The following is a 14,368-nucleotide window of genomic DNA, read 5'->3' as shown; positions in this document are numbered from 1 at the left end:
TTACATAATAAATGGATTTACTTAGCAACCTAAGTATTAAATGTCTATAAAACCTAGCTCTGATTCAACTTAATTGTTTTTTAATTTAATATTTTAGAAATACTAAATCGCTAAATTGAAAGGAAGAAAAAAATTAAGAGAAATAGCCAAGTTATTAAATTAATAAAAGGCCGTTAAAAAGGAGATGACAATATGAACTATTCAATACTTGATTACGTGCATATTTTTAAGGGAGAAACCCCGCAACAAGCAATAGAAAATACAAAAGAAACATTGGAATTAGCTGATTCTTTAGACTATAAACGCTACTGGTTTACAGAGCATCATAACGCAACGACAATTTTTAGTATGGCACCAGATTTATTAATGATGCTCGCAGGTACATTAACGAAAAATATGAACATCGGGGCAGGAGGTATTATGTTGCCTAATTATAGCCCATATAAAGTGGCGGAAAACTTTGCGATATTAGAAGCAGCGTTTCCGAATCGTGTGGATTTAGGCATGGGACGTGCATCTGGTACAGATCTTTTAGCAAAAGTTGCACTCCAAATGACGAGAGAGAAAATGATTGAGGTAAATACAGCTGATCAGATTCAAGAGATTATCTATCATTTAACGAAATCCTTTCCAGTAGGTCATCCATTACAAGCGTTAAAAATTCCTGGTGCACCGTATAAGCCAAATATGTTTATGTTAGGCTCATCCGAGGGTGGCTTAAGCTTAGCGTCAAAATTTGGTTTGAAATTCGCCTTTGCAGGTCAATTAAACCCTCGTCAAGACGTGCAATTATTAAACCTATATAAATATCGCTATGAAGCTCAAGGTCATGAAGAAAAGCCGTATAGCATTTTATCGAAATTTATTTTCGTGGCGGAAACTGAGGAAGAGGCAAAGCTTGCGGCATTACCTGCTGAAATTAGCTGGATGAAAATGTATATGGGTGCAAAAGCAGAGGAACTGCAATTATTATCGGTGGAAGAAGCTGCTAACTATGAATTTACTCCGCATGAACTAGCCATTCGTGAACAAAATAAAGGGCGCTTTATCATTGGGAATCCCGAGCAAGTTAAGAAACAAATTCAAGAACTTGAACGAATAGCACTTATCGACGAGATCATGGTAGCAGATTTTTATGCCGATCAGCGTACGCGACTAAAAGGATATACGTTATTAGCTGAATTGATGAAAGGGTGATAGTTCTAGGCTTAGAGGAGCGTAATTACGTTTATAACTTGTTGAACACAATCATTATAAAATAAGACGTTTAAAGGAGAAAAAACAATGAAATTTGGAATCATCGGTGCAGGACCAATTGGGACAAGTATTGCAAAAAAACTAGTGAGTAATGGACACGAGGTGAAAGTGGCGGATGCCCGTGGAATAGCATATTTAGAAGAGAAAGAGTTTGTTGGTACGCCGGTAAGTGCTGAAGAGGTAGTACAATTTATTGACGTACTGATTCTTGCGTTGCCACTACATGTCATGCCGAGCATTCGTACAATCGTAGAAAAATGTGACGAAGGTGTCATCGTTGTAGACACGTCGAATTATTATCCATTTAGAGATAATCGAATCGAAGAAATCGAGAATGGTATGGTGGAGAGCGTTTGGGTTTCAAATCAATTAAGACTTCCGATTATTAAAGCATTCAGCAATCTATTAGCCTATACACTAGCTCACAAAGGAACACCTGTAGGCACAACAGGACGAATTGCCATGGCGATTGCCGGTGATAACGTGTCACAGAAACAAATTATTATGGATTTCGTAAACCAGTGTGGCTTTGATACAGTAGATGCTGGTTCAATTGCAGATTCGTGGACATTTCAACCTGGGACACCAGCATATTGTACAGAATTAACGCAGGAAGAACTAACAGAAGCATTACAAAAAGCGAATAAAGATAAAGCGCCAATGTTACGTGATAAAATCATGGAGCATTTTTCAATGGAATTTACACATGAGGACATTGTAAATCTAAATAGAAAAATATATAACTTATAAAAATAGTAATGACCAGAAATACGCCCCGAAAAGTTCTGTTTAGTATGGGACAATCAAAACCCATCTTAAAATTAAAAGTAGTTAGATTTTGAGTAAAATTTGAACTGCTTTATTTTTATATTTTCGTAGCGTTTGTTCACTGTTTCAACAAACGCTTTCTTGGGGGTAAGGCTCGAGTTATTCGGATAGATTGGTTACTCCGTAATGAAGCAACTTCTAAAGCTCTTATATGTTTCCGTTATTCAACAACGAGCGCAATTGTTGAGTAAGAACATGTTAATAAATATCTAAAATTATCTTATTTATTATTTCGTGCAGTTTTTGTTTCCAACTTTATTTGTCCTCTACAGTGTATGCAAAAATAAACTATCCAATAAACATCTGTTTACTAATGTGGACAGATGTTTTTATATATTAAGGCATTCCCCTTCCCTAGTACTATAGATAAAGGACAATATTATAATATTTGGCGCATTAAAAATATTTATATCTGTAGATAAGTCCTAAACTTTGATTGTCTAGAAAAATTTATGTTAACTAAATGTGAAAATAGGTTGACGTACTATTGCTAGTCAAATATACTATTCCTAATTATTGGGTTTTAGGAGGTATACAATGACTACTGCAATCGAAAAAACTACAAATCATGCACGCACTTTACAAATGGTTCAAATAGCAATGTTTTCTGTATTGATGATGATTGGCGCCAACATCTCCTCATTTCTGATTATCGGAGGTGTACCAATTACACTTCAGACGTTCTTTGCGCTATTAGCTGGAATTCTATTAGGCAGCCGTACTGGCGCAATTGCGATGGTTTTTTATGCTTTTATTGGACTAGTTGGATTACCGGTATTTTCACAATTCTCTGGGGGCCTAGATACCATTGTTTCACCTACTTTTGGATTTATTGTTTCATATATTTTCGTTGCCTATGTTGTAGGGGAAATCGTTCGTAAATTTCCTTCCGTAAAAGGTTTTGTGATTGCAGCATTGGTCGGCACGGCTATCAACTATGTAATAGGGACAAATTGGATGTACGCTGCCTATAAGTTTTGGTTTGACGCACCATCAGGCTTTACTTATCAAATGGCGTGGGCATGGATGGTTGTGCCGTTACCGAAAGATATCATCCTGGCTGTTTTTGCAGGGATTTTTGGCTATCGCGTAAAGCCAATATTATTCAAAAGTTTAAAAAGTAATGTATAGCAGTACGAATTAAGGAGAGAACAAAATGCGGATTCATGGTCAAGAAGTAAAAGGAGCTGATGTAGACAAGGAAACACGGTGTCTGCATTATCACTCAGAAGTCGATCGAATTGCCATTAAATTCTACTGTTGCGATACATATTATCCTTGCTTCTCTTGTCATGAGGAGAAAGGTTGCAATGCTCCAAAAGTTTGGCCAAGAAATCAATTTCACCAACAAGCTGTACTATGTGGTTCTTGTGGACATGAGCTTACAATCAATGAATATCTTACTTGCCAATCGTCATGTCCATCCTGCAAGAGTTCGTTTAACCCTGGCTGTAGCCTCCATAAGCATTTGTATTTCGATGTGTAATTAAATGGGGTTTAATAAAAAAAGTAAAAAACATCGAACATTGAATTCTACCAATGTTCGATGTTTTTTGTTAGAGAGGAAATATAAAGTACTCATTGCTCTTAATCAATATGAATATACCACCTGGAAAATAGGATAAAACATGACCATTTTGCTTCCTCTATCTAATTCTCGACTATATTTTAATCTGTTTTTAATCCTGGTAATGTAAACTGTAGGTACTGGAGGTGGAAGAGGATGAAAAGTAGAATTTTAATTGTTGAAGATGAAAAACAGATTGCACGCATTTTAACGGTAGAACTCTATTATGAAGGCTATGAAACAGTAAGCGCTAATGATGGCCAAACGGGACTCGAGCTTGCCCTTCAAGAGGAATGGGATGTAATTCTGCTAGATGTCATGCTGCCAAAATTGGGCGGCATAGAAGTACTGCAACAATTCCGTAAAGTGAACCGGCATACCCCAGTCGTTATGTTGACGGCAAGAAATACAACAAAGGATAAAGTGAACGGCCTTGACCAGGGGGCGAATGATTACATTACGAAACCTTTTGATATAGACGAGGTTTTTGCCCGTATAAGGGCGGTTCTTCGTCTAACACAAGTTAATATAGAAAATAATCAAGAGGTACTTGAACTTGGTGGAATTCGCCTTGAAAAAGGAACACGAGAGGCCTCGCGAAACGGAAAGTCTATTGAACTGACTTCTCGTGAATTCGATCTTCTCGCCTATTTAATGGAAAATAAAAATTTGGTTCTCACGAGGGATCAAATTATCAAGAATGTATGGGGTTACGACCATTTTGGAGAAACGAATGTGGTTGATGTATATATCCGTCACCTACGGAAGAAGTTGGACATAAAGCAAACAGACCCCATCCTCCATACTTATCGAGGTGTTGGGTACAGTATGAAGGAGCAAGGGAAATGAGGATCCAAACAAAGATTCAATGGTACTCCAGTCTTTTTCTAATTGCGATGCTTTTATTGCTCGGTCTCCTAGTCGCCATCATGTTTTTCTGGATTTCACTTGACCGTGAAAAAGATGTCCTTGAAGAGCAAGTTTCGCTATTTGTTCAAAATAATCCTATCTCGCAATTAGCAGTCGATTCTCCTGAAGTATTGGAACCATATACGCCAGAAGATGGAATGCTTCGTATCATTTCACCGAAGGGTGGAGTGATTAACGCGTATTCAGATGAAGAGGATTATATCGAGATGGAAATAGAAATGATGGGAGAAGAAGACTACAGTATCAAGAGCGTAAGTGGCGATTTCATTCTTCTCTATCAGGAGCCCATAAAATCAAGTGAAGAAGGGGTAGGTGTGGTTGAAATTGTTCACAGCCTTGGGGATCTATGGGAAAACACATTACTCTTGCTTTACGTGCTCGGCGGTGCATCACTGGTTATTGTTATGTTTTCCATTTTGGCCGGAAAGTGGCTATCCCGTCTAATTTTAAAACCGATTGCTCTAATGAGTAGGACCATGGGTAAGATTGAAGAGAGTGGAAGATTCCAGACTATCTGTTTTGAAAAAGAGTCAAAGGATGAGCTTCAGCAAATGGGTCTGGTTTTCAATAAAATGATTGAACGGTTAAAAGAAAATCAGCGCAAGCAGCAACAATTCGTCTCTGATGCTTCTCATGAGTTAAAAACGCCGATTACCGTGATTGAAAGCTATGCCAATTTATTAAAGCGAAGAGACATTAGCGACCTCAAAATGCAAAAGCAGGCGGCTGAAAGTATTCACCATGAGGCCCTTAGAATGAAGCGATTGACGAGTCAGTTATTGGATATCGCAGCACTGGACGAACAAGATATTCTGCCAAACGAACAGCTTGAACTAGTAGGATTCTGTGAAAAAATTGCCCATATCTTTACTGAAACAAAGAAACGTTTTGTTCATGTTGATTCTGTTAAAAAGGAAATTATGGGCTTTACTCATAGAGGAAAATTTGAGCAAGTCATGATCATTTTATTGGATAATGCAATTAAATACAGCAAAGGCGATGTGGCGATCTATGTTGACCAGAATGATAATGGTCAAGTCACCATTACAGTGGATGATGAGGGAATCGGAATACCGAAAAAAGACTTGCCTTACGTTTTTGACCGTTTTTACCGAGTAGATTCTTCCCGATCAAGAGAAACAGGTGGCAGCGGGCTTGGATTATCCATTGCCCGTGAACTGATGCACAGCCTAGGAGGAAAGATTTCCATTACGAGCGAAGAGAACAAAGGGACCAGTGTAAGGATTACACTGTAGGAGTTATGACACAAAGGTTTGTACGATGGATCAACGAGTAATCGTTTTTAATTTGTTTTTAATTTTAGATTCATCTTCATTTCATTTTCGTTGGTTATCATAAAAGTAAGATAACGAAATGGAGGGTGAAGGCAGATGAATAAATTATTGGTAAATAGCAAAAAATGGGTTATAGGCTTTACCGGCATTTTTCTTGTTGCCGTAATTGGCATCGGGATTTATTTTGCAGCTGAGAAGATGGGTGAATTGACGCAGAAAGAGGCGGAAGCCCTTGTCCGTGATAAAGGAGAGGTGCTGAGTTTTGCAAAAGAATGGGATTGGGAATTCGGCACACCATCCATTATCACAATGAACGTTAAAACGGAGACTGGCTATGAGGAAATAGAGATGGATGCTTCAAACGGAGATATTATCCGCCGAGAAACGAATCATCTGTTGACTTCTGCTTCTGTGAACAACCCTGCAGCTGGAGCGTCTGCTACTACTTCAACAGCTCCTGTCATTATGCCGGAAGAAGCAATTAAACTTGCCTTAGGTGAGGTAAAAGGGAATGTAAAAGAAATCGAACTGGATGAAGATGACCAACATTTAATCTATGAGCTGGAAATTGAAGAAGGTAACAGAGAGTACAATGTCCATGTTGATGCAATGACTGGTTCAATTCTTATGGTCAGTACTGAATCCTAAAAAAATACGATTGCCATTTATTAGGTTAGAGTGGAAAAACATATAAAAAGCTAAAAAAGAAAAGAGGTAAACTATGTTTAAAAAAATAATGGATCAAATTAAGCAACTTTCCAATGGCAGCAGTGAGCGAAGACATAATCATTATCGCCGAAACAGCAGCAGTGATCGGAAAAGGAGTACCTATCGCAGAGGAAGCAGCAGCAGTAACCGACGATATAGACAAAATCCAATGAGTGGAAGTAACTACTACAAAAGAAAGGGCCGTAGCAGCAGTTAATCCTGCTCCATTAGATTATTGTACTTTTTCCTTCGCTATAAGTGCTGTATGAAGATCGATTGAAATTTCACGAGTATTTGAGTAGGGTTTTTTAATCTGTAGTAGCCTTTTCAACAAATGAATCGTCTCTTTTTCTAAAGAAAGCTCTTCTGTCCAAGGAAGGGCTTTTTTTTTGTTGGAGGAGTACGTTGTATAAAGTAAATATAATAGTATTTCTCCTAAATCATAGTAATCCTGTTGCTTCATTTCGACAGTATCCTTTGGATGGTTTGGCGACTTAGCCAACCCGAGATCAATCAAATAAAGTTCCTTGTTTCTTATCAATACGTTTGGAATACGTAAATCTTGGTGGTAAATGTCTTTTATGTGAAGATAGTCTATAAATTCGAGCATTTGTGTAAGAAGGAGTAAGGATTCTTTCTCGTTAAAGGTTAATTTTTTTGAAAATATGAGTTCTTCTAGATTATCTCCTTCAACAAAACTCATTACATAGAATAAATGCCCGTTACTTGAAAATGCTTCATATAACATCGGTATTTTTTTATGGTCAAGCTTGCGTAAAAGGGAGATTTCTTTTTCGAACATTTCCACGTTCTGTTTGTTCCGTCCTTTACTTGGACGAAGCTGTTTAATCACTCGATTCTCATTGGTTATTAAATCTTTGCACAAGTAGACAATCCCATAGCTTCCAGTACCTATAACCCTCAAAATCTCATAATGATCGTTCATAACTGTTCCAATTTCAATCGGTTTGTCTATCAAAAATTGATAAAATTTACGAATTGCCCGCAAAATTGGGTGCTCCCTCCTTTATGTCCTTCATTGATTTAATAGATTTTATAAGCTAAACCTTCTTATTTAACTCTTCCGGATTAAACTAATTTTCCAGGGCCCTATAATAACAAAATATCATAATCACCTTAAAAGGTCATAACTAGTGATTTAAATCTCTCAAAGGAATATGATTGGAGTGAAAAATGATGGCAACACAATATAGGACTTCAATGTAGAAGATATATTGCAATCTATTTATTTAATTAGTTGGAAAAGATATTTCCTATATAGAAACTACTATTTTTTATAGGATTAGTTGATGTAGAAAAAGAAACGCATTATATTTTGAGTAAGGCCTGAGCCGAAAAGGTTACAAGTAGACAGGAGAGAGTAGATGGACATCCAGTTAAAAGAAATACTTTCCAGGAAAGTATTAACCGAAGCAAAAGGTTATTTAGATGTTGGATTTACACATTCCTTGAATCCATATAGCGGATGTGGTTTTTCCTGCCTGTACTGTTATGTCCGAGAAATGCCTATTCAAAGATTCAAAGAACTTCCTTGGGGAGAATGGGTGGATATCAAAACGAATGCTGCAGAAAATTATCGGAATGAAATCAAGAAACTTCGTAAGAAAAATAAACCGGTGAACATATTTATGTCCTCTGCAACTGACCCTTACCAACCGATTGAACGGAAAGCCAATATAACGCGCGGGCTATTAGTAGAAATGATTGAAAATCCACCTGACTTTCTCCAAATTCAAACGAGAGGGCCACTCATAGAAAGGGATATCGAACTAATAGCAAGATTAAAAGAACGATGCAAAGTCCTTGTATCAATGACCATCGAAACAGACAGGGAAGATATAAAGAGGATCTTTGCCCCTTATGCTCCTGGGATTAAATTAAGGTTAAAAGTTTTGAAGGAAGTTCATGATGCGGGGATACCTACTCAAGCCTCCATATCTCCCGTTTTGCCATTTACTCCGGATTTCCCGAAAGTACTGGAAGGAATTGTAGATTATATTTGGATTGATACGTTAAGTATTGGTGATGGATCAATGGGTAAACGTTCAGAGCGTTTAGGAATGCCTAGGTTATATCAAGAACATGGACTGGCACAATGGTATCAACAAGATTTACATGTAAAGGTAGAAAAGTATTTTAAGAAATACTTCCCTAGCGAAATGGTACGAGTTTCAAAACAAGAAGCTTTCCCAGGTTAAAATTTTATAACTAGCCACCTAAAATTAAATACCTCAATAATAAGTTGCACCATTGTATTGCTTTTGGTTATGATTATTGTCAAGAGGGTGTCTACTATTTTAGGGAGTGATAAAACAGTGGTTTTTGAAGAGTATACAGCGAAAATTGATGACCCACTACATAGAGAACGGGTCGAAGAAATTTTCGGTTGGATTACAAAGAAGTTCCCCCAACTACTACCAGAACTTAAATGGAATCAGCCTATGTTTACCGATCACGGCACATATATCATCGGCTTTTCTACAGCCAAGCAACATTTAAGCGTTTCACCTGAAGAATTCGGCATGGAACACTTTGCAGAGGACATTGCACAAGCTGGTTACAGTGCTACGAAAGGGCTTTTTCGAATAAAGTGGAATGAGTCGGTAAATTATGAACTCCTTGAGAAAATGATTGAATTTAACATTTTGGACAAGGCAGAATGTACAACTTTTTGGCGGAAATAATCGATTGAATGTATAGTTTAAATATGTAACTAGTTTATTTCGTATATAAATTAATAGCTGATTAGTTGGTCTCTCGTTACTAATAGAGGAACCAACTTTTTTAATTTGACCAAATTTAAAAATTTTCTATTTGTGTGCCTCGTCTAATTTTTGAAACTGGAGGAGTGAATGTGGAAGAGATATTGGATTCCTCAATTTATAGAGTTAAAGCTCGTATCAACTTAAAGAGTCTGAAATTTTAGTTTATAAAATCAACCGTATATGATATAGTGAACCCAATTACATAACGTGTAAGAATAGGTGCTTATGAGAATAAGCTTAAAAGGGAAGTTTGGTGTAAATCCAACACTGTCCCGCAACTGTAATTCGGAGCGAATCTGTTAGCCACTGTGAAAACGGGAAGGCATGAGGAGCATTGATGATAAGTCAGGAGACCTGCCTAATTCTAGTACACACCCAAACCTACGTGGAAATAGGTGGTGTTCTGTGCGAAATAAAGTAAATCGTCAATCAATTTACGCTTTTTTAGCATGCATAGATATTTCAAAGCTATTTCTCAACATAGAAATAGCTTTTTTCTTTTGGGGTTATGTAGAAAAAGGAGGCGTATTGCATGATTATCGTAAGAACTGTAGTTGGTTATCCTTCTATAGGAGAAAACCGTGAATGAGTGCTTTATAGGGGTTTTTGGGAGGTATTTCGAAGGAGTGAAAATGTATGTCATCCCGATCTATATATTATTATGAGGATCAGTTTAAAGAATATATTATGAAAGCATTGGTAGATCGACAGTTAAATTCTTTAAAACAAGTACTTGAAGACTTAATTCGTGAGAACCAAGAGGATTATAAAATTATCAACTATGCTTATCTAAACGTGAAAAGGGAAATAACAGGATACAATACTGATAGAAGTTATGAGGAGGATATATGCGAACGGTTCAAGCACATTTAATTTTACCACCTGATACAAACCATCAGGGCACAATTTTCGGAGGCAAAGTACTTGCTTATATAGATGAAATAGCAGCAATTACGTCAATGAAGCATGCAGGTGGCAATACTGTAACGGTATCAATTGACTCTGTAGATTTTTTATCGCCGGCTCGTGCGGGTGATATATTGGAATTAGAAGGTACAGTGGTTTATACAGGAAATACTTCTATTACTGTATTTGTCCGGGTAACTTCTTTTCAAGTAAAAACGGGTAATAGTATATTAACAACTGAATCATTTGTGACAATGGTAGCCGTTGATGAAAATGGGAAACCCCGTCAGGTACCTCAGGTTTTAATTGAAACAGAAGAACAAAGACAACTCTACGAAAGAGTAAAGCTTCAACAAGAGTTAAAGCAGAGAAAGAAATAGTCGTGTGAGAAAACCATAAATTTTTTCGATTATTACTTCCATATAAAAAGATATACGTCGGAATTTAAGCTGGATCCAATAAGGGGTCCAGCTATTTTTGTAGGTTCACCTTTAAGAAATAGTTTAAGAAATTAACTTAATGCTTGCAAATAGTAATGATTACTATTTATAATACGGATTAGCAACTAAATCGTAACGTTTACGATTTACAGTTTTCTAAATAAACCGAGGAGGAGTAAGTAATGAGAGTGAAAATTACACTTGCTTGTACAGAAACAGGAGATCGAAATTATATTACAACTAAAAACAAGCGGACTAATCCAGAACGACTTGAATTGATGAAATATTGTCCTCGTCTAAAGAAGCGTACTTTACATCGAGAAACTAAATAAGCGTTCTGTTAAAGGAGAAGTATGGCATTTATTAAATCGTAATGATTGCTGTTATGGATAAGGAGTGATAAAGATGGCCAAAAAATCAAAGATTGTAAAGGAACAGAAGCGTCAAGCGTTGGTGGAGAAATATGCCGAAATTAGAAGGGAATTAAAAGAGCAAGGAAATTATGAAGCACTTCGGAAACTTCCAAGGGATTCATCACCAACTAGGCTCAAGAATAGATGTCAGGTGACAGGCAGACCAAGAGGGTATTTAAGAAAGTTCAAGATGTCTCGGATTGCTTTTAGAGAGTATGCCCATAAAGGCCAAATTCCTGGAATAAAAAAATCCAGCTGGTAACAAGAAAGAATTTTAGATTTACCACATTTCCAAAATGAGAACACAGTATTTTTATTAAATGAGGTTTTAAGGAGACAGATAATATGACAAATAAAATCCCGGTAACGGTTCTAAGCGGCTATCTCGGCTCTGGAAAGACAACTGTTTTAAATCATATATTGCAAAATAAAGAGGACCTAAAAGTAGCAGTAATCGTGAATGATATGAGTGAAATAAACATCGATGCCGAACTTGTAGAAAAGGGTGGAGGGATTTCGAGAACAGAAGAAAAGCTTGTTGAATTATCAAATGGTTGTATTTGCTGTACATTGCGTGAAGATTTACTAATTGAGGTGAAGAATCTTGTCGACCTTGGTAACATCGACTATATCTTAGTTGAATCAACGGGTATTAGTGAGCCCATTCCTGTTGCTCAAACATTTTCATACGTGGATGAAGAATCAGGAATTAATCTACCAGAGTTTTGTAGATTAGATACGATGGTAACGGTTGTGGATGCCAATCGTTTTTGGCATGATTTCCAATCTGGAGAAAGTTTGCTAGAGCGAAAAGAGGCTATAGGAGAAAAAGACGAACGAGATATAGCTGATTTGCTAATTGACCAGATAGAATTCTGCGATGTTTTAATTCTCAATAAATGTGATTTAGTATTAGAGGAAGAGTTAGTGAAATTAGAACGAATCATTCGTGCTTTGCAACCAGAGGCAAAGATTATCCGAACAACAAAGGGGAATATTAATCCAAACGAAATAATAAATACAGGACGATTCGACTTTGAAAGTGTCGCCAGTTCTGCTGGATGGCTGAAAGAATTACAACAAGGACATGAAAATCACACCCCAGAAACTGAGGAATATGGAATCTCATCCTTCTCGTATACAAGAAAAATACCTTTCCATCCCGCACGCTTTAAGGAATGGAGTGAACAGATGCCGATTTCTATCGTACGAGCAAAAGGTATTGTCTGGAGTGCAGCTCATCATGAATATGCAATTTTATTCTCACAGGCTGGCCCATCTGTCAATATCGAGCCCGTTTCTTATTGGGTTGCGGCTCTATCAGAAGCACAACAGATGGAAGTATTATCAGTGAATCCTGAAGTGCAAGAAGAGTGGGATGTGGAATTTGGAGACCGTATGACAAGAATCGTAATTATAGGTACTGATTTAGATAAAGAAAAAATTACTCATGAGTTAGATCAATGTTTGTTAACAACAGATGAATTCAATGGGTCATGGGATGAGTTAGAAGATCCCTTTAAGTGGATTATTCAAGAAGCCTAATTAAAGATACCTTAAAGATTGGAAGAGTCAACAGTCTGGGGTATCATAGCCAACCTGGTCAAGGTTGGCTTTTAATATTATTTAGAACTAGTCCGAAATCAACCCATGCCTTACAGCATAAGCCGCAAGCTGCACACGATTATCTAGCTGGAGTTTTTCAAGCAAATTTTTGATATGGTTCTTTACCGTATTCTCTGCTATGTAAAAGCTTTGCGCAATTTGCTTGTTTGTATCACCCGCCGCAACTCTGGAAAGGATTTCACACTCCCTGGGTGTCAAAGTAAGGGGACTAGGTTCATCATCATACATATTGCCAGTACGAAAGCGATTAAGTAATCGGCTGGCAATCTCGCGGGAAATTTCTTGATGATTCCCTAGGAGAGCATGCAGATATTCAATCCAGTCATCCGGCTCCATATTTTTTAATAAATATCCTTGTGCTCCGTACTGTATGGCCGTGAACAAATCCTTTACATCATCTGAAACTGTTAACATAACAACATGTGTTTGAGGATACGATAATCGGATTCTTCTTACTGCTTCAAGTCCATTTAACCTGGGCATGTTGATATCTAATAGAATCAAGTCCGGCTGGAATTGGCCGCAAAGTTCCAAGGCTTCGAATCCATCAGTAGCTTCGCCAACAATGGAAAACGACTGATCCATCTCAAGTACACTTCGAATCCCTTCTCTTGCCAAGGGATGGTCGTCCGCGATAATTACACTATAGCACTGCATTATTGGTTCTCCTTTGTTATGATTATTTCGGTTCCGCCATTCATGTTATTTGTAATTTGCAGGTTTGCTCCAAGTTGTTTCGAACGCTCCTCCATCATCGATAGACCATATTGCCGGCTCGATTTCTTTGAAGTAGCGATTCCGCTTCCGTTATCGGCGATTTTTAATTCCCATCCATCTTTTACATCCCTAATAGTAATGAGCGCTTTAGACGCATTTGCATGTTTTCTGATGTTGGCAAAAGCTTCTTGGATAATGGCGAAGATTAGTATTTCTTCTTTTGTTGTAAAGAAATGGTGGGGAATTGAGATATTCTCTTCTACTTCCACTCCCGTTATAGCACTCCATTCAGAATGCCATTTTGTTATCCTTGAGCTAAGGGAGCCATTAATTTCAGGCTCGGACCGAAGATTAAAAATCGCTTGTCGTACATTGCTGTCGATCGTGGAAAGAGCGCGAGTGGCTGTTTCAATATCACCTTGTTTAAGTTTGATATTCATAAAGAAAATGGATTGGGCTATCCCATCATGAAGCTCTCGAGCAAGTCTTTCCCGTTCCTCATATACGGCCCGTTTGGATTGTTCATTAACAAGCTTGTCATTCATTGCTTTAATCGTCCGAAACATCCAGATTGAAAATAAAAGGGAAAGCACGAATGTAAGAATCGTAATATATAAATTTCCTGCTTCCATTGATAGAGAGTGCAAAAGAAAATCATGGCGAATATATTCGAATCCACCAATTAATATTGTAGGCAAAAGTACACTAAGAAACTGTAAAAGGCGATAAGACAAGCAAGTTCTCTCCTTAATAAATCTAAGTCTATCCTAAGTATAACTAAAAAATCGAACTTCTTGATAGCCCGGTTGAGCTATTTACATTAAATACGTTGTGAACTTACAATTAGCTAGGAAAAAATTATGGTAGATAGCTTAGGCTATCAATTCAAAAATAT

The 14,368-nt window shown here is 37.3% G+C and carries 17 protein-coding genes and 1 riboswitch; of the genes, 14 read left to right on the top strand and 3 right to left on the bottom strand.

Annotated elements, in window-relative coordinates; translation table 11 throughout:
- Positions 1-192 precede the first annotated feature (192 nt).
- The 7 genes from ACFQU5_RS08915 (at position 193) to ACFQU5_RS08885 (ending at position 6,525) form a co-directional block, all read left to right on the top strand.
- The gene (locus ACFQU5_RS08915) at positions 193-1,197 is read left to right on the top strand and encodes an MsnO8 family LLM class oxidoreductase (protein ID WP_390286910.1); all 1,005 of its coding nucleotides are present in this window, start codon (positions 193-195) and stop codon (positions 1,195-1,197) included.
- Between the two features lie 87 nt (positions 1,198-1,284).
- On the top strand, positions 1,285-2,007 hold the full coding sequence (locus tag ACFQU5_RS08910; RefSeq protein ID WP_390286908.1) for an NADPH-dependent F420 reductase: 723 nt from the start codon (positions 1,285-1,287) through the stop codon (positions 2,005-2,007).
- Between the two features lie 615 nt (positions 2,008-2,622).
- The gene (locus tag ACFQU5_RS08905) at positions 2,623-3,216 is read left to right on the top strand and encodes a biotin transporter BioY (protein WP_390286906.1); all 594 of its coding nucleotides are present in this window, start codon (positions 2,623-2,625) and stop codon (positions 3,214-3,216) included.
- Positions 3,217-3,241: 25 nt separating this feature from the next.
- Positions 3,242-3,571, top strand: a complete 330-nt coding sequence (locus ACFQU5_RS08900; RefSeq protein ID WP_390286904.1) for a CHY zinc finger protein — start codon at positions 3,242-3,244, stop codon at positions 3,569-3,571.
- A 237-nt stretch (positions 3,572-3,808) separates the two neighbouring features.
- A complete protein-coding gene (locus ACFQU5_RS08895; protein ID WP_390286902.1) occupies positions 3,809-4,501 on the top strand; it encodes a response regulator transcription factor in 693 nt (230 codons plus the stop codon).
- Complete coding sequence (locus tag ACFQU5_RS08890; RefSeq protein ID WP_390286900.1) at positions 4,498-5,838, top strand: HAMP domain-containing sensor histidine kinase; 1,341 nt, start codon at positions 4,498-4,500, stop codon at positions 5,836-5,838. Before ACFQU5_RS08895 ends, ACFQU5_RS08890 begins: the two co-directional genes overlap by 4 nt.
- A gap of 135 nt (positions 5,839-5,973) precedes the next feature.
- Positions 5,974-6,525 carry a PepSY domain-containing protein gene (locus ACFQU5_RS08885; RefSeq protein WP_390286898.1) on the top strand — a complete coding sequence of 184 codons (552 nt, stop codon included), beginning with the start codon at positions 5,974-5,976 and terminating at the stop codon, positions 6,523-6,525.
- A 292-nt stretch (positions 6,526-6,817) separates the two neighbouring features.
- On the opposite strand, the gene ACFQU5_RS08880 is transcribed toward ACFQU5_RS08885, so the two are convergent.
- Positions 6,818-7,594 carry a serine/threonine protein kinase gene (locus tag ACFQU5_RS08880; RefSeq protein WP_390286896.1) on the bottom strand — a complete coding sequence of 259 codons (777 nt, stop codon included), beginning with the start codon at positions 7,592-7,594 and terminating at the stop codon, positions 6,818-6,820.
- Positions 7,595-7,970: 376 nt separating this feature from the next.
- Between ACFQU5_RS08880 and ACFQU5_RS08875 the strand changes: the two genes are divergently transcribed.
- The 7 genes from ACFQU5_RS08875 (at position 7,971) to ACFQU5_RS08845 (ending at position 12,675) form a co-directional block, all read left to right on the top strand.
- Positions 7,971-8,804 (top strand): SPL family radical SAM protein, encoded by an 834-nt coding sequence (locus ACFQU5_RS08875; RefSeq protein WP_390286894.1) that lies wholly within the window; start codon positions 7,971-7,973, stop codon positions 8,802-8,804.
- 117 nt (positions 8,805-8,921) lie between these two features.
- The gene (locus tag ACFQU5_RS08870; protein ID WP_390286892.1) at positions 8,922-9,290 is read left to right on the top strand and encodes an iron chaperone; all 369 of its coding nucleotides are present in this window, start codon (positions 8,922-8,924) and stop codon (positions 9,288-9,290) included.
- Between the two features lie 281 nt (positions 9,291-9,571).
- Positions 9,572-9,747, top strand: a riboswitch (cobalamin riboswitch).
- 260 nt (positions 9,748-10,007) lie between these two features.
- Entirely contained in the window at positions 10,008-10,244 is a 237-nt protein-coding gene (locus ACFQU5_RS08865; RefSeq protein ID WP_390286890.1) for a hypothetical protein, read from the top strand.
- Complete coding sequence (locus tag ACFQU5_RS08860; RefSeq protein ID WP_390286888.1) at positions 10,220-10,657, top strand: acyl-CoA thioesterase; 438 nt, start codon at positions 10,220-10,222, stop codon at positions 10,655-10,657. Before ACFQU5_RS08865 ends, ACFQU5_RS08860 begins: the two co-directional genes overlap by 25 nt.
- Before the next feature lie 242 nt (positions 10,658-10,899).
- Positions 10,900-11,049 (top strand): 50S ribosomal protein L33, encoded by a 150-nt coding sequence (rpmG, locus tag ACFQU5_RS08855; RefSeq protein ID WP_390286886.1) that lies wholly within the window; start codon positions 10,900-10,902, stop codon positions 11,047-11,049.
- Between the two features lie 73 nt (positions 11,050-11,122).
- The gene (rpsN, locus tag ACFQU5_RS08850) at positions 11,123-11,392 is read left to right on the top strand and encodes a 30S ribosomal protein S14 (protein ID WP_390286884.1); all 270 of its coding nucleotides are present in this window, start codon (positions 11,123-11,125) and stop codon (positions 11,390-11,392) included.
- 83 nt (positions 11,393-11,475) lie between these two features.
- Positions 11,476-12,675 (top strand): GTP-binding protein, encoded by a 1,200-nt coding sequence (locus tag ACFQU5_RS08845; protein WP_390286882.1) that lies wholly within the window; start codon positions 11,476-11,478, stop codon positions 12,673-12,675.
- A gap of 87 nt (positions 12,676-12,762) precedes the next feature.
- On the opposite strand, the gene ACFQU5_RS08840 is transcribed toward ACFQU5_RS08845, so the two are convergent.
- Positions 12,763-13,413: a response regulator gene (locus ACFQU5_RS08840; RefSeq protein ID WP_390286880.1), complete on the bottom strand. Its 651-nt coding sequence runs from the start codon at positions 13,411-13,413 to the stop codon at positions 12,763-12,765.
- A complete protein-coding gene (locus ACFQU5_RS08835; RefSeq protein ID WP_390286878.1) occupies positions 13,413-14,207 on the bottom strand; it encodes a sensor histidine kinase in 795 nt (264 codons plus the stop codon). Before ACFQU5_RS08835 ends, ACFQU5_RS08840 begins: the two co-directional genes overlap by 1 nt.
- Between the last annotated feature and the right edge of the window lie 161 nt (positions 14,208-14,368).

This window comes from Ureibacillus sp. GCM10028918, from assembly GCF_042666115.1.
Classification (GTDB): domain Bacteria; phylum Bacillota; class Bacilli; order Bacillales_A; family Planococcaceae; genus Ureibacillus.
The sequence above is the reverse complement of the archived record's forward strand: the minus strand, read 5'-3'. Positions and strand labels throughout refer to the sequence as shown.

Excerpts from the sequence above, each read along its gene's own strand:
- ACFQU5_RS08915 (WP_390286910.1), top strand. The coding sequence starts at position 193 with ATGAACTATTCAATACTTGATTACGTGCATATTTTTAAGGGAGAAACC.
- ACFQU5_RS08910 (WP_390286908.1), top strand. The coding sequence starts at position 1,285 with ATGAAATTTGGAATCATCGGTGCAGGACCAATTGGGACAAGTATTGCA.
- ACFQU5_RS08905 (WP_390286906.1), top strand. The coding sequence starts at position 2,623 with ATGACTACTGCAATCGAAAAAACTACAAATCATGCACGCACTTTACAA.
- ACFQU5_RS08900 (WP_390286904.1), top strand. The coding sequence starts at position 3,242 with ATGCGGATTCATGGTCAAGAAGTAAAAGGAGCTGATGTAGACAAGGAA.
- ACFQU5_RS08895 (WP_390286902.1), top strand. The coding sequence starts at position 3,809 with ATGAAAAGTAGAATTTTAATTGTTGAAGATGAAAAACAGATTGCACGC.
- ACFQU5_RS08890 (WP_390286900.1), top strand. The coding sequence starts at position 4,498 with ATGAGGATCCAAACAAAGATTCAATGGTACTCCAGTCTTTTTCTAATT.
- ACFQU5_RS08885 (WP_390286898.1), top strand. The coding sequence starts at position 5,974 with ATGAATAAATTATTGGTAAATAGCAAAAAATGGGTTATAGGCTTTACC.
- ACFQU5_RS08875 (WP_390286894.1), top strand. The coding sequence starts at position 7,971 with ATGGACATCCAGTTAAAAGAAATACTTTCCAGGAAAGTATTAACCGAA.
- ACFQU5_RS08865 (WP_390286890.1), top strand. The coding sequence starts at position 10,008 with ATGTCATCCCGATCTATATATTATTATGAGGATCAGTTTAAAGAATAT.
- ACFQU5_RS08860 (WP_390286888.1), top strand. The coding sequence starts at position 10,220 with ATGCGAACGGTTCAAGCACATTTAATTTTACCACCTGATACAAACCAT.
- rpmG (WP_390286886.1), top strand. The coding sequence starts at position 10,900 with ATGAGAGTGAAAATTACACTTGCTTGTACAGAAACAGGAGATCGAAAT.
- rpsN (WP_390286884.1), top strand. The coding sequence starts at position 11,123 with ATGGCCAAAAAATCAAAGATTGTAAAGGAACAGAAGCGTCAAGCGTTG.
- ACFQU5_RS08845 (WP_390286882.1), top strand. The coding sequence starts at position 11,476 with ATGACAAATAAAATCCCGGTAACGGTTCTAAGCGGCTATCTCGGCTCT.
- ACFQU5_RS08840 (WP_390286880.1), bottom strand. The coding sequence starts at position 13,413 with ATGCAGTGCTATAGTGTAATTATCGCGGACGACCATCCCTTGGCAAGA.